The organism is Bradyrhizobium sp. JR4.1 (assembly GCF_040548605.1).
In the GTDB taxonomy this organism is placed as follows: Bacteria; Pseudomonadota; Alphaproteobacteria; order Rhizobiales; family Xanthobacteraceae; genus Bradyrhizobium; species Bradyrhizobium canariense.
Map to the genome: position 1 here is coordinate 71,712 of NZ_JBEPRY010000008.1, position 14,683 is coordinate 86,394.

The window sequence follows — 14,683 nt, forward strand, 5'->3', positions numbered from 1 at the left end:
CAATCCGGCCAAGCACTTGGCTACTGTGCATGGGGTTGTTTTCGCGGTTTTTACTCGAGCTCGACCACCTGGCCGTTCGACAGCGACACGCGGCGGTCCATGCGGCCGGCGAGCTCCATGTTGTGGGTCGCGATCAGCATGGAGACCTTGGTCGCCTTGACGAGCTGCATCAGGGCCTGGAAGACGTGGTCCGCGGTGTGCGGATCGAGATTGCCGGTCGGCTCGTCCGCGAACAGCACCCGCGGCGCATTGGCCACGGCGCGCGCGATCGCGACGCGCTGCTGCTCGCCGCCCGACAGCTCGGCCGGGCGGTGCGTGATGCGCTCGCCGAGGCCGAGATAGCCCAGGATCTCCTTGGCGCGCTTGACGCTCTCGGACTTCTTGAGACCGCGGATCATCTGCGGCATCATCACATTTTCGAGCGCCGAGAACTCCGGCAGCAGCCGGTGCGACTGGTAGACGAAGCCGATGTCGGTACGGCGAAGCTGGGTGCGCTCGATGTCGGGCAGTTGCGAGGTCGGCGCGCCATTGACGTAGACCTCGCCGGAGTCCGGCGCTTCCAACAGTCCCGCAATGTGCAGCAGCGTCGACTTGCCCGAGCCGGACGGCGCCACCAGCGCGACGGACTGGCCCGCCCACAGCGCGAGCTTGGCGCCGTCGAGGATCGTCAGCGGCACCTCGCCCTGCAAGTACTGTCGCTTTATCTCGTGGAGATAAATGACCGGTACATCTTCCGCCCCCTGGCTCTCCATCAGCCCCTCACTCGTACCGCAGCGCTTCGACGGGATCGAGGCGCGCGGCGCGCCAGGACGGATACAGCGTCGCCAGGAACGACAGCGTCAGCGCCATGATGACGACGGCCGAGGTCTCGCCGATGTCGATCTCGGCGGGCAGCTTCGACAGGAAATACAGCTCTGGCGAAAATAGCTCGGTGCTGGTCAGCCAGGACAGGAATTGCCTGATCGATTCGATGTTCAGGCAGATCACCAGCCCGACGATGAAGCCGACCATCGTACCGACCACGCCGATCGAGGCGCCCGTGATCAGGAAGATGCGCATGATCGAGCCTTGCGAAGCCCCCATCGTGCGCAGGATCGCGATGTCGCTGCCCTTGTCCTTCACCAGCATGATCAGGCCGGAGACGATGTTGAGCGCCGCGACCAGCACGATCATGGTGAGGATCAGGAACATCACGTTGCGCTCGACCTGGAGCGCGTTGAAGAAGGTCGAGTTGCGCTGGCGCCAGTCCACCAGGAACACCGGCCGGCCCGCCGCCTCCGTCACGGCCTGGCGGAACGCGACGATCTGATCCGGATTGGTGGTGAAGACCTCGATCGAGGTGACGTCGTTGCTGCGGTTGAAATAGGCCTGCGCCTCCGCGAGCGGCATGAACACGAAGCCGAGATCATACTCGGACATGCCGATCTCGAACACCGCCGCGATCTTGTACGGTTTTATGCGCGGTGTCGTGCCCATCGGGGTGACCGCGCCCTTCGGCGCCACCAGCGTGATGCTGTCGCCGGCGTGCAGCGACAATTGGTCGGCGAGGCGCCGGCCGATCGCGACCCCCTGCCCGTCATCAAAGCCCTCGAGCGAACCCTGCTTGATGTTCTTGGCGATCGAGGTGAGGTTGTTGAGGTCGTCGGAGCGGATGCCGCGCACCAGCACGCCGGAGGCGTTCCACGGCGATGACGCCAGCGCCTGGCCATCCACCACGGGCGCTGCGAGCCGGATGCCCTGGACCTGGCTGAGGCGGTCGGCGACGTCCTTCCAGTCGGTCAGCGGCGACTCCAGCGGCTGGACCAGGATGTGGCCGTTGAGCCCGAGGATCTTGTCGAGCAGCTCCTTGCGGAAGCCGTTCATGACGGCCATGACGATGATCAGCGTCGCCACGCCCAGCATGATACCGAGGAAGGAGAACCCGGCGATGACCGAGATGAATCCCTCCTTGCGGCGCGCCCGTAAGTAGCGCGCCGACAGCATCCACTCGAATGGCGCAAAAGGCGCAGTTTGAACGGTTTCGGTCATGGTCTCATCCATCGCTCGATAGTCCCATGATTCGGGGTCAAATGTGGCCGGATTGGCGGCCGCAATCTGGGGCGATGAACAATATTCAGCCGACCAGCCTTATCAGCCCACAAGTCTTGCGACCACGTCCGCAGGCGACATGGTCTCACGGGCGCCGTCACTTCGCCGCTTGAGCTCGACCTTGCCGTCGGCGAGCCCTTTCGGCCCGATCATGATCTGCCAGGGAATGCCGATCAGGTCGGCGGCGGCGAATTTGGCTCCGGCGCGCTGGTCGGTGTCGTCGTAGAGCACGTCGACGCCCTTGGCGGACAGCTCCGCATAGAGCTTCTCGCAGGCCGCATCGACCGCCGCATCGCCCTGCTTGAGGTTGAGAATCGACACGCGGAACGGGGCAACGGCCTCCGGCCATTTAATGCCGGCATCGTCATGGCAAGCCTCGATGATGGCACCGAGCAGGCGCGAGACGCCGACGCCGTAGGAGCCGCCGTGGATCGGCACGTCGACCCCGTCGGGGCCCGCAACCAGCGCCTTCATCGCGTCGGAATATTTCGTGCCGAAATAGAAGATCTGCCCGACCTCGATACCGCGGGTGTTCACCCGCTTGTCCGCGGGCACTTCCTGCTCGAAGCGCGCCGCGTCGTGAACGTCTTCCGTCGCCGCATAGACCGAGGTCCATTGCTTGATGATCGGCGTCAAATCGCTCTCGTAGTCGACGTCCTCGCCCGGCACCGGCAGGTCCAGCACGTCGCGATTAATGAACACGCCGGATTCGCCGGTTTCGGCCAGCACGATGAACTCGTGGCTGAGATCGCCGCCGATCGGGCCGGTCTCGGCGCGCATCGGGATCGCCTTCAGCCCCATCCGCGCGAAGGTGCGCAAATACGCCACGAACATCTTGTTGTAGGCGACGCGCGCCGCGGCCTCGTTGAGGTCGAACGAATAGGCATCCTTCATCAGGAACTCGCGGCCGCGCATCACGCCAAAGCGGGGACGCTGCTCGTCGCGGAATTTCCACTGAATATGATAGAGATTCAGCGGCAGGCTCTTGTAGGACTTCACATAGGCGCGGAAGATCTCGGTGATCATTTCCTCGTTGGTCGGCCCGTATAGCAGCTCACGCTTGTGCCGGTCGGCGATGCGCAGCATCTCGGGGCCATAGGCATCGTAGCGGCCGCTCTCGCGCCAGAGGTCGGCAAGCTGCAGCGTCGGCATCAACAGCTCAAGCGCGCCGGAGCGGTCCTGCTCCTCGCGTACGATCTGCTCGATCTTCTTCAAGACGCGGAAGCCGAGCGGCAGCCAGGCATAGATGCCGGCGGCCTCCTGCCGGATCATGCCGGCACGCAGCATCAGCCGATGCGAGACGATCTCCGCCTCTTTCGGATTTTCCTTCAGGATGGGCAGAAAGAACCGCGACAACCGCATGGCAATACTCGAGGAATCAGTGATGGCTTGCAGTGAAACCGGATTGGGAGCCAAAACACAAGACCGGGAATGAGGAAAACCCGCTAACACAGCGGAATTCCTGTCATTTTTCCGTCGACTTCAGATTCGAGGTGATGTGCCGAAGAGCCCGATTCAGGGCGCCGCCACCTCGAGCTCGTCCTCCAGCGTGATCTTCTCGAAATCGGTCACCAGCGCGTCGATCCGCACATGCCAGCGGCCGGCAAAGGGCAGTTCGACCTTGCGCACGTGCCAGTAGCGGTCCGGCCCGAGCGAGGCGTTCCGCTCCATCGGCTCGATGCCGCGTTCGGGCAGGCTCAGCGTCAGCGTCACCTCCTTGGCCTCAAGCACCGCCCCCTCGCCGGTCATGAGCTGCAGCACGAAATCGTCGACACCCGCCTTACCCGGCGCGACCAGGACCTGGAACATTGCCCTGTCTGTATGGATGTGGATCGCCAGCGGCGTCTCTGGAACGATCGTCCGCGGCGGCGGCGTGAAGCGCCAGCCGGCGACGACGGCGAAGATGCCGAGCGCGATGGCGCATTCGAGCACGATCGAGCGCTTCAGGCTCTGCGCGGCCTTGTGATCCCCCGCCAGAGCCGGAGTCAGGCGAAAGCGGTTGAGCGCGGCAAGCGCCAGCAGCAAGAGGACCAGCGCAAGCTTGATCGAGAGGATTAATCCATAGCGGGTCTCGACCAAAGCAGACGGCTTCTCAAGCTGGACGATGGCGAGCGCGAGGCCGGTCAATGCCAGAACGCCAACGGCCAGCGCGGCGATGCGAGCAAAGCGGTTCACGACGGGCAATGCCGCGGCCGATGTCTTTGACAACAGGGCGACCAGCGGCGCGAGGGCCCCAATCCAGAAGGCCACACCGAGACCATGGAGAAAGATTGCCAGCCGGGTCAACAGTTCGGGCGGTGCCGTAGCGGCGTGCCCAGTCATGGCCAGCGACAAGCCGACGCCGACGAAGGCAATGATCGCCAGAGTGCGCGCGCACCACGCGTTGCCTAGCGCCAGCAACGCGAACAGCGTGGCAGCGATGGCCACGAGCGAGGCCGGGCCCGCGCTGGTCCCGGATGCGACTTTCCAGGGAGCCATCGTCGCGAGAGCGGATAGCGGTAGGCCGAGGAGATCCAGCCCCAACACGCCAATGGACACCACCGCGCTCGTGAGGCCTATGGCGAGCGCCACGCGCGGAACGGTCATGCCGGTCATCGACCACGCAACCCAGCGCGCAAAGAACACGCCGCCGACGCCGACGAACAGGCCAAGATAGAGACCGACCCGCGCCAGCCAAATCAGCACGTTCAATCCGCCATCGGCGTTTGCGGGAGGTTGCGTCCCCGTCGGCGTGCCGATCGAGAAGATCACCGATCCCGCGACGGGATGGCCGTCCTGCGAAATGACGCGATAGCTGACGACGGCCGTGCCCTGCGGCAGGTCCGCCGGCATCGCGACCGAGATGGTCTCGCCCGATGCGTTGACGCGCACATCATCCCGCGCCCTGCCCGCGCCGTCGATCAGCCGGATCGCGCCCGGCGTCACTGTCTCGTTGAAGCGCAACTCCACCGCCTTTGGCGCGCTCGCGAGCATGCTGCCGCTCGCCGGCTCGACCGCGACCAGCGCCGCGTGCGCCGAGACGCCGGTTGCGAAGCCGACGACGAGGAGCAGCGTCGCGAGCGCGGCGAGCAGGCGCATCAGGGTTTCGGCAGGAGTTTCACGCCAGGTGCCGGCGATTTGTTTTCGCGCGAATGCCCGGCCCCCTCCGCTGGAATCTCGATCCAGCGGCTGACGCCGGTCTCGCATTCCTGGACGACGGGGAAGTATAGGATCGTGTTCGGCTTGAGCGTGTCGGTCAGGGCCGTGTGCATGACGAACTCGTCATAGTTCTTGTCCGGCAGCTTGCCGCCGGACCAAGTCACCTCCTTGACGCCGGAGGAGAGCCTGTTGCCGTGATAATCGTATTCGCCGGCGTATTTGCCCTCGACCACGTCAACACTCCAGCCCGCCTTCGGCATCGGTTTCACCGCGATCACGCCTTCCGGGATCTGCACCCGGATTTTCACCGTGGGCGAGCCCGCGCAGCCGTGCGGGACGGCGAAGACGGCCTTGTAGGAAGCACCGACCGTGGCCTGCTTGCCTTCGAGGAAGACGTGCGCGGTCGCTGGCGTTGCCGCAAAGACGCTCAGAACAATCAGCCAGGTTCGCTTCGACATGTTGGGTCTCCCGACGGTCCAGATCATGCTCGTCACATCTTCATTCCCGAATGATCAGGCATTTTCTTCATCATGTGCCCACTGTCGCCGGGCGCCTGCGCGCCGACGCCCTGGACGTCGAGGGAGACGGCGACCTTGCCGGCCTTCTCGAACTGAAGCGTCACCGGCACCTTGTCGCCCTGCTTGAAGGGGCCCTTCAGCTCCTGGAGCATCAGGTGGTAGCCGCCGGGGGCGAACTTCACCGTCTTGCCGGGTTCGATCACGAGGCCCTTGTCGAGCAGACGCATCTTCATCACGCCATTGTCCATCGCCATCTCGTGGACCTCAGCCTTCCCCGCGATATCGGCGGAAACGCCGACCAGCTTGTCGGCCACTGTGCCCTTGTTCTCGATGGTCAGATAGCCGCCGGCCACCTTGGCTCCGCCTGGTGTCGCTCGGCTCCACGCCTGCGAGATGACGAGATCGCCGGCCTTGACCTCGTCGGCCTGCGCGACGGCATAGCCGGTCAGCAACAGTGAAATTGCAAGGAGAGCTCGTCCGATATTCTTCATGTTGATTGCCTCTTTCTCGATTGATCGGGCCGAGAACGGCCCTGCATTCTTCCACGACGACCTTCCGCCGCCGTCAGCATCGGCATTCGGAACGCCAGCCTGCCGCGGAGCCGAACATAGACTCGAGTGCCATTTGCACGTCACCATCGACACCTCATTCCAGCATACACTGCTCTTCCCGTGCCCGGCTCAAACAATGCTGACGTCGCCGTCGCTCGATCGATGATGCTGGCGCTGGCTATGTAGGTCTTGTTCGTGAGATTGCGCCCCTCGATGTAGGCAGACATCGGGCCGCCATTGTCGAAGCCGGCTTTCAATCCCAGCAGGGCATAAGGCTCTGTCGTCAGCGTGTTCATGCTGTCGACGAAGTAGGCCTGTGGCACCCATTCGACGTTGGGTCCAACATAGAAACCGGTAGGGTGCTTGTAGAGAAGCTCCGCGCGCAAATAGTGAGTTGGGGCTCCCGGCAATCGATTGTTTCCGAAGGTCGGATCTTTGTCGAAGCGGAAGTCGTTGAAGGAATAGGCGACATTCAGCCAGATCTTGTCCGGCGCCGGGCCATTGACGAAGATGTCACGAAAGATTGCTGCGCCCGCGCCGGCCTCGATGCCTTGATGGATGGTGCGGTCGGCATTGGTCACATTGCAATTGCCGAAAGCACTATAGAGGCATTGCAATTCGTCGCGAATGTTGGCCCGGTAGGCCGTCAGTTCCCAGGCGTAATCAGGTCGCTTCATGCGAGTCCCGATTTCGTACGTGGTCGCAATCTGCGGGCGGATGCTGGTGAACGGGATCGTCGGAATGCCAGGACCAATCGCGCTTTCGCCGAAGCTCGGCACCTCGGCACTCCGCGAGACATTGGCGAAGGCCTGCCAGGCCGGATCGATTTGCCACAACAGACCGCTTTTCGGCGACCAGAGATTAAAGCGCGTTGCCCCCGATTGATTCCCATCGCTGAGGAAACGATCCTGCCGATTGCGGGTCGCGTACAGAAATTGCGTGCCGCCGATCACTGCAAGATTTGGAAGGACGTAGAAGCTGTCTTCGACATAGGCGGAAGTATTCTCCGACCGATCGATCGAGGAAGAAAGCAGAGCGCCCTTCTGCCCGCCAACGTTGGCGAACTGCTGGTTGTCGATGCTGCCGTTTAGCACATAGACGCCCGCGACCAACCTGTTGCGGAAGCCGCCAATGGTGCGGTCATCCGTGATCTTCGCGAATCCCCCATAGTCCTTGTAACGGTAGTCCAGCCACTGAAAAATCGGATGCATCAAATGGCGATCGACGCCAAAGGCGCCGAATTCGACTTTGGTGTCATCGAAACGAACGGTGGTTTTGTTGGCGAGCCTGACAGTATCGATATTGCGCTGCTGATCCATCGCAACATTCGCGGGTGCAGCAGCTTCCGGATCGGTCAAAGCGGATGTCTTGGTCACGGTACCCGGGATTCGCTGCCGCACTTCGTTGGCATTGAGGTAGAACCGGGTCTCGACATCCGGTGAGAACTGATACCCAACATTACCGCTCAAACGGTTGCTCGAGCCAAAACTGTGATCGCGAAATCCGTCTGCGGCCTGCGTGGAAGCGGTAACGAAACCGTCCCACGGCCCGTTGACGCCTCCTGCGTTCGCCTGAAGTCGTTTGTAGCCGAATCCTCCGACGTCGAAGGACACACCATTCGGAAACGAGTCGCGGCCGGTCGGGGTCACGAAATTGATCGCGCCTCCCAGCGAATTGGCGCCAAACTGAAGCGCGTTGCCGCCCTTGAAGACTTCGACATATTTGTAGGCGCTCGGATCGATCTCCTGGAAATCGCCATAACCATCCGCGGTGTTGATCGGAATGCCGTCCATATAGAGCTGCACGCCGCGCAGATGAAAATTGCGCGACAGGCCGGACCCGCGAATCGAAAGGCGGGTGTCGTCGCCCCATTTGGGCTGGGCGTACACGCCGGGCACGTAATCCAGAACATCCTTGATCGTGTTGGACGGCGTCGAGTTCCTGTACGCCTCGGCCGACACGAGCGCCACGCCGCCCGGAGTATGGTCAATTTCCGCCAGCGCTTGTTGCGCCGTCAGAACCGTCAGGGCACCCGGAGCCCCGGCACTCTGTTCGCTCGCGGTTTGCTGCGGCGATGGGGTCGTTCGCGGGCTTCGCGTGACGCGCGCCGATCGCGCCGTATTGCGTGGCGGGCGGACCGCCGACGCGCGCTTCTGCTGAGGCGCCTCTACAGTGATTGGCGGCAGCACTGCGCTGCTGCTTTGGGCAAAGGCTCCGCTCGACGATGCAAGCAGCGCGGCCTGAATGGCAACGACGCTCACGCCACGGCGGGCATGACAACATAACATGAGGCATTCCTGACGCCGGGCTTTCTCTCCGGCCATTCGACAGCATCAATCGCCTGCGGCGAACCGCGGCGATCACGAGAGTCGTCAGGAAAATTGAGGCGGCGCGCGCGCCTGGGCGTTTGTGCCTTTATAGGCCGCGCCGGCGAATGCCTCCGCCGCGTGCCACACCACGCGCTCGGCATGGCGGAAGGGAACGGAGAGCGCGGCGTGCGGCGGCGAATCGAGCGACGCGCCCACCTGCGCCAGGCAACAGAGGGCGCATGCACCGGCATGTGCGACCGGCGTACCCGCCGGATCGTTCAGGCCGCCCTGCTCGCTCGCGCTGTGGCAGATGACGGCTGCAGAAAGCGGATCGGCCACGGCCTGGCCGGCCGCCAGACAGGCGGCAATCGGCGCCAGCACCTGCATCACCAGGGCGAGCAGGACCAGAGGTAGGAATTTTTGCAGCCGTCCGCGCATCCACCGAACCATTCGTTCGTCTACTAACTAAACACCGCGCGGATGGCCGAGTCGAGCCCGGTTCCGCCGCTCTCTTGGTCCAGCGCAAATTTCCCAGAAACTGTGGTCCGACCGCCCGCGGAAGGGAACCTCCGCCATTTGAGGCAGTCGCACACCCTGGCCCATCCATAGATTTCTTATATTTGTCATATGCTTACGAGCTCGAATGCCCGATCATTTCGTTAATTGCTCGAATTTTGAACATTCGTTGCCGAAAATGATGACAAGTGAGAAAAGTTGATCTAGCATCCTCTTGCTCAGGCTGGCCGCGAGGTCGAAGTCTGGTGGTCCAAGTCTCGGGAGGAGCCCCTGACGCGCAAAATGCAGCGTCGCCCCGCCAATCAAGATCAAATCTTAGAATCGGGGATAATAGGGTCGACACAATTTTCGAGCGGGGCTAGGGCCCCGCTCTTTTTTTGTCTGAATGGCCACGGCGCCGATGAACCTGTCTCCCAATCCGATCGAACAGAGCTTTGAACTTGCAGCCTCGCGCTGCACTGATCTCACGCCACACGTCTATCAGCGGCTGTTCGAACAGCATTCCGAAACGCGGGCGATGTTCCGCACGCAAGGCAGCGAACTCGTGATGGGATCGATGCTGGCTCTCACGATCGATGCGATTCTCGACTTCGCCGGTGATCGCCGTGGGCATTTCCGGCTGATCGCGTGCGAGGTCGCCTCGCACGATGGCTACGGCACGCCGCGCGAGCTGTTCACTGCCTTCTTCGCCGTCGTCAGGGACACGCTGCGCGATCTTCTCGGCGATGAATGGTCGTCGGACATCGCGCAGGCCTGGGACCGACTGCTCATCGAGATCGACGCGTTCGCCGGCGCCCCGGCCTGACGCTTTGCGCTGCACCAACGCGTCTCGCGGCGATCCCGCCGTTGATTGCGGATTGAGTGGCGCCAACTCTTGTGAGACACTTTCGGACATCGGTCGCGCAATCAATGACGCGTCGAAAATAGAATTGTATGGGAGCGAGCGATGTCCGGGACGAAAGATTTCTCGACGACGAGGCGCGATCTTCTTCAGGCGGCAGCAACCGCCGGCGCCGCGACTGCCATCCTCGGCAGCATGGGCATAAACCCCGCCCTCGCAGCCGAAGTCGGACGCAGCGAGAAGCCGCTGAAGGCGGCGTTCTCCAACGCGGGCCTCCAGGCGACCTGGTGCGCGCAGGGCAAGCAGGCGGCGGAATTCTGGGGCAAGCTGTTCAATGTCGAAGTCACCTGGTTCGACGGCCAGCTCGATGCCGTGAAGCAGCGCGCGGCGATCGACAACATGGCGTCGCAGAAATGGGACTTCGTCGCGATCCAGGCTTTTGGCATCGGCACCCTCACCCAGCCGGTGCAGAAGATGATCGACGCCGGCACGCCCGTGATCGACATGGACACGTTGATCGCGCCGCTCGACCAGATCAACGTCCACTCCTTCCTCGCCCCTGACAACGAGTTCATGGGCGCCTCCGTGACGCAGGCGCTGTGCAACGCCATGGGCGGCAAGGGCAAGATCATCATGACGCAAGGAGCCCTCGGCCACACCGGCGCGCAGGGCCGCGCCAAGGGCTTCAACAACGTCGTGAAGCAATTCCCCGGCATTGAGGTGCTGGACACGCAGCCGGCCGACTGGGATGTGTCGAAGACCGCACGTCTTTGGGAAACCTACCTGACGAAGTACCCGCAGATCGACGCGGCGTTCTTCCACAATGACGACATGGCGCTCGCCGCCGCCAATATCATGAAGGCGCGGGGCCGCACCAACATCCTGATCGGCGGCGTGGACGCGATGCCGCCGGCGATCCAGGCGGTCAGCGAAGGCCGCATGTTCGCCACCGTCCGCAATCCGTCCTGCCGCATCCATGGCGGCGCCATTATCGCGGGCGTCTCCGCCGTAGTCGGCGGCGAAAAGAGCGGACAGGGCATTCCGAAGAACGTCGTTACCGACGGACCGGTCGTCACCAAGACCAACGCCGCCGGGATGCAGTGGATGCAGGATCATTTCCTGATCTGAGTCTCCATGCGAGAGGATCGTTCGCCCATCCTGGAACTGCAGGGCATCACGAAGAGCTTCGGCGGCGTCGAGGCGCTTCGTGGTGTTGACTTCGCGCTCTCACCCGGCGAGATCCACGGTCTCGTCGGCGAGAACGGCGCGGGAAAAAGCACGCTGATGAAGATCATCGCCGGCGTGCACACAGAATTCTCCGGCCGCTTCCTGATCGACGGACAGGAGACGCATTTCCGCTCGGCCCGCGACGCGCACAGCGCCGGCATCGCCATGGTGCACCAGGAGCTGTCGGTCGCGCCCGACCTCACGGTCGCGGAGAACGTGTTTCTGGGCAACCAGCCGACCAACCGGCTCGGCCTGGTGCAATGGCGGCGGATGGCGCGCGAGGCCGGCGAGCAGCTCGCCCGCTTCGGCATCGATGTCGATCCGATGAGCAGGCTGGGTGACTTACCGATCGGGCTCCAGCAGCTGATCGAGATCGCCCGCGTGCTGTTCTCCGGCGCACGCATCGTCATCCTGGACGAGCCGACCTCCGCCCTCTCCCCACCCGAGGTCGAGCGACTGTTCGCGACGCTGCGGCGCCTGCGCGAGGAAGGCACGGCGATCGTCTTCATCTCGCATTTCATCGAGGACATCTTGCGCGTGTCCGACACGGTGACTGTGTTCCGCAACGGGCGGAAGGTCGCGGAGACCGCAAGTGCGGCGACCAGCAAGGGCGCGCTGATCGAGGCCATGATCGGTCGCGGCGGCGAAGCGCTCGAGCACAGCTACAGCGACGATCTGATGCTGCCGCAGCCGAGCGACAGCTCGGTGGTCCTGAAGGTCAACCAATTGTCGCTGGCCCGCAGCCTGAAGGACATCTCCTTCGAGGCGCGCGCCGGCGAAGTGCTCGGCATCTACGGCTTCATGGGCTGTGGCCAGCAGGAATTATCCCGCATCCTGTTCGGCAAGCTGAAGCCGGACGGCGGCACGCTCGCGGTCGAGGGCAAGCCCAAGACTTTCGCGAGCACGGCAGCGGCGCGGCGCGCCGGCGTGGCGCTGGTGCCGGAGAGCCGGCGGGCGATGCTGTTTCACCAGGAGCCGGTCTACAAGAACATCTCGATCAGCATCCTCGATCGCATCTCGGCGTTGCTGCTGAAGCCGGCGCAGGAGCGCGACATCGCAAAGCGCCAGGTCGAGCAGCTCCAGATCAGACCGCCGGTGGTCGGCCTCGATCTCGGCATGCTCTCCGGCGGCAATCAGCAGAAAGTCGCGCTGGCGAAATGGCTGACCTATCCGCCCAAACTCCTGGTGCTGTGCGAGCCCACCCGCGGCATGGATGTCGGCGCCAAGAACGACGTCATCAACATCGTCCGCGATCTCCGCGCCAAAGGGCTTGCGATCATCGTGCTGTCGACCGAGCCGGAAACGGTGCTGTCGCTGGCTGACCGCATCCTCGTGCTCAAGCGCGGCGCATTGGTGCGGGAGTTCACGAACGAGCCGGTCAGCAAGGACCGCCTGCTGGAAGCGGCATGACGGAGAAGCATCATGGCGAGCAGTGACACGGCTTTGGCGGCGGGGCAGCGGGCGCGCGGGTTTGCGCCGTTCCTGCGCTCGCAGATGCGCAACATCGCCCCGTTCCTGACGCTGATTTTTCTGTCCGGCTTCTTTGCACTGGCCAGCCCCTCCTTCGCGACGCTGGACAATCTCGGCAACATCCTGACGCAGGTGTCGGTCACGGGAATCATCGCCGTCGGCCTCACCTTCGTGATCCTCTGCGCCGAGATCGACCTCTCGATCGCCAGCATCGCCAACGTCACGGGCATCGCGGTCGCCTACTTCACGCTCCAGGAATCCTACGTCAACATTCCCAACATTCCCCTGCCCGGCGCCGCGGCAATCCTGCTGGCCATTTTGCTCTGCGCAGCTCTCGGCCTCGTCAATGCGCTGGGACTGACCGTGATCGGCATTCCCTCCTTCATCATGACGCTGGCGATGATGCAGATCGCGGCCGGCATCTCGGCGCTGCTGGTGCGCGGCCAGATCGCCTACAAGGTGCCCGGCGTGATTACCACGCTCGGCTCCGGCTCGATCGGCGGCATCCCATGGATCGTCATCGTCGCCGCGATCATGCTGCTTGGCGGCCATCTGGTGCTGACCTACACGCGCTTCGGCCGCTACGTCTACATGGTCGGCGGCAACCGCGAGGCGGCCGAATATTCCGGCCTCAACGTCAAGCTCATCCTCGGCGCGGTGATGGTCATTTCGGCGGTGTGCTCCGGGATCGGCGGCATGCTCGGCGTCGCTCATTTCGGCAGCGCGCAGCAGAACGAGTTCGACACCTATCTGCTCGACTCCATCGCCGCCGTGGTCGTCGGCGGCACCAGCCTGTTCGGCGGCCGCGGCGGCATCGGCAACACCATCGTCGGTCTGTTCGTTCTCGGTGTTCTCAACAACGGCCTCGACCACGTCAACATCGACAGCTTCCTGAAGATCCTGATCCGTGGCCTGATCCTGCTGGCAGCGCTGGTGATCAATGTCTATGCGCAGCGGCTGAGGGAAAAGGCGGTGGAGTAGCCGCCCCTCAAAACCAAAAGCGCGAAAACAACCCCATGCACAGTAGAGACTGTGAGGGACTTCAACGACTTACAAAAACCCGAAATTGTGTAGCAGCGACCGTGGCGGCGTTTGACTCGTCGGGCAAAACAGGAGCATGATGTCATCGTGGCGGTGTGCGCAGGTCGGCTCCGGACAGCGCCCCAACCTCCGTCATTGCGAGCGCAGCGAAGCAATCCAGACTGCCGCCGCGGAAAGATTCTGGATTGCTTCGCTGCGCTCGCAATGACGACGTGACCGCAGGGGCAATCCAGCCTCACCTTCGATCGCGGAGCATGAGACCGCGGCCTAGCTCTCGGCCTACTCATCCGACCCAAGCCGCGAGAACCGGAAATTGCAGTGGCTCGCACCGCCCGCGAGCGTCTGTGTCCTCTCCAGGCGGATGCCTCGCGCTGCGTAGGCGACGAAATCGAGCCCGCAAATATTCGGCAGGATGTCCTTGTCGCCATGGCGCGCCGCGAGCTTGCAGAATCCGCAAGCCTTATAGTTGATGCCGAACTCAAAACTGTCACCCGTATCCGGCTCGACGAAATCGTAGACGAAATCTTCCGGGAACTCGGCCTGATGGCTTTCAGTCGCGCTTCTTGCCGCCTGCTCGCGAAGCAGGGCCTGGTTCTCCGGCGACATGAACTGACGCCCCGAAGCGAGACGTTCCGATTCCGACACAGTCAGCAATTGCGCCTTGTAGGTTTCCCGCTCGATTTCGCCGATCACAGGCACCGGCACGCCGTGGCGCCGCAGCACCCGGCTGATCGCCGTGAAGCCCATCAGACGCATGAAGAAATCGCTCATGCGGCTCGCCGCGCCGCCGACATAGGGCATCTGGGTGAGCACGATTTCGAATTCGTCCATCACCTCCCGCCTGATGCCGTCGATCTCCGAAAGCTGCGCGCGCTCGCGCAACATCGCTTCGGCCAGGTCGAGCCGCTCGCGCATGGCGGCCTCCATTGCACCGCGATGCGCCTCGTAGAAGGGGTGGATGATCTCAGCCATGGGACACCTGAT

13 protein-coding genes are annotated in these 14,683 nt (G+C 63.2%); 4 read left to right on the forward strand and 9 right to left on the reverse strand.

What is annotated here, in order from left to right; genetic code table 11:
• Positions 1-50: 50 nt before the first annotated feature.
• The 8 genes from ABIB90_RS18210 to ABIB90_RS18245 all read right to left on the reverse strand — a co-directional run bounded on the left by ABIB90_RS18210 (position 51) and on the right by ABIB90_RS18245 (position 9,042).
• Entirely contained in the window at positions 51-752 is a 702-nt protein-coding gene (locus ABIB90_RS18210) for an ABC transporter ATP-binding protein (RefSeq protein WP_354164161.1), read from the reverse strand.
• Between the two features lie 7 nt (positions 753-759).
• Complete coding sequence (locus ABIB90_RS18215; protein WP_007603606.1) at positions 760-2,040, reverse strand: lipoprotein-releasing ABC transporter permease subunit; 1,281 nt, start codon at positions 2,038-2,040, stop codon at positions 760-762.
• A 90-nt stretch (positions 2,041-2,130) separates the two neighbouring features.
• Positions 2,131-3,450 (reverse strand): proline--tRNA ligase, encoded by a 1,320-nt coding sequence (proS, locus tag ABIB90_RS18220; protein ID WP_007603605.1) that lies wholly within the window; start codon positions 3,448-3,450, stop codon positions 2,131-2,133.
• A gap of 153 nt (positions 3,451-3,603) precedes the next feature.
• Positions 3,604-5,166: a copper resistance CopC/CopD family protein gene (locus tag ABIB90_RS18225; RefSeq protein ID WP_354164158.1), complete on the reverse strand. Its 1,563-nt coding sequence runs from the start codon at positions 5,164-5,166 to the stop codon at positions 3,604-3,606.
• On the reverse strand, positions 5,166-5,684 hold the full coding sequence (locus tag ABIB90_RS18230; RefSeq protein WP_354164156.1) for a YcnI family copper-binding membrane protein: 519 nt from the start codon (positions 5,682-5,684) through the stop codon (positions 5,166-5,168). Before ABIB90_RS18230 ends, ABIB90_RS18225 begins: the two co-directional genes overlap by 1 nt.
• 32 nt (positions 5,685-5,716) lie before the next feature.
• Positions 5,717-6,235, reverse strand: coding sequence for a copper chaperone PCu(A)C (locus ABIB90_RS18235; protein ID WP_354164154.1), 519 nt, complete (start codon positions 6,233-6,235; stop codon positions 5,717-5,719).
• Between the two features lie 140 nt (positions 6,236-6,375).
• Positions 6,376-8,583: a TonB-dependent receptor family protein gene (locus ABIB90_RS18240; protein WP_354164320.1), complete on the reverse strand. Its 2,208-nt coding sequence runs from the start codon at positions 8,581-8,583 to the stop codon at positions 6,376-6,378.
• 84 nt (positions 8,584-8,667) lie between these two features.
• Complete coding sequence (locus ABIB90_RS18245) at positions 8,668-9,042, reverse strand: DUF2946 family protein (RefSeq protein ID WP_354164152.1); 375 nt, start codon at positions 9,040-9,042, stop codon at positions 8,668-8,670.
• Between the two features lie 478 nt (positions 9,043-9,520).
• Between ABIB90_RS18245 and ABIB90_RS18250 the strand changes: the two genes are divergently transcribed.
• From ABIB90_RS18250 to ABIB90_RS18265, 4 genes are all read left to right on the forward strand, one after another.
• Positions 9,521-9,925, forward strand: a complete 405-nt coding sequence (locus ABIB90_RS18250) for a globin (RefSeq protein ID WP_354164150.1) — start codon at positions 9,521-9,523, stop codon at positions 9,923-9,925.
• A 141-nt stretch (positions 9,926-10,066) separates the two neighbouring features.
• Entirely contained in the window at positions 10,067-11,089 is a 1,023-nt protein-coding gene (locus ABIB90_RS18255) for a sugar ABC transporter substrate-binding protein (RefSeq protein ID WP_354164148.1), read from the forward strand.
• Between the two features lie 6 nt (positions 11,090-11,095).
• Entirely contained in the window at positions 11,096-12,598 is a 1,503-nt protein-coding gene (locus ABIB90_RS18260; protein WP_007603595.1) for a sugar ABC transporter ATP-binding protein, read from the forward strand.
• A 12-nt stretch (positions 12,599-12,610) separates the two neighbouring features.
• On the forward strand, positions 12,611-13,639 hold the full coding sequence (locus tag ABIB90_RS18265; protein WP_354164145.1) for an ABC transporter permease: 1,029 nt from the start codon (positions 12,611-12,613) through the stop codon (positions 13,637-13,639).
• 339 nt (positions 13,640-13,978) lie between these two features.
• Here ABIB90_RS18265 and ABIB90_RS18270 read toward each other — a convergent pair whose 3' ends face one another.
• Positions 13,979-14,671, reverse strand: coding sequence for an L-2-amino-thiazoline-4-carboxylic acid hydrolase (locus ABIB90_RS18270; protein WP_354164143.1), 693 nt, complete (start codon positions 14,669-14,671; stop codon positions 13,979-13,981).
• Positions 14,672-14,683 lie beyond the last annotated feature (12 nt).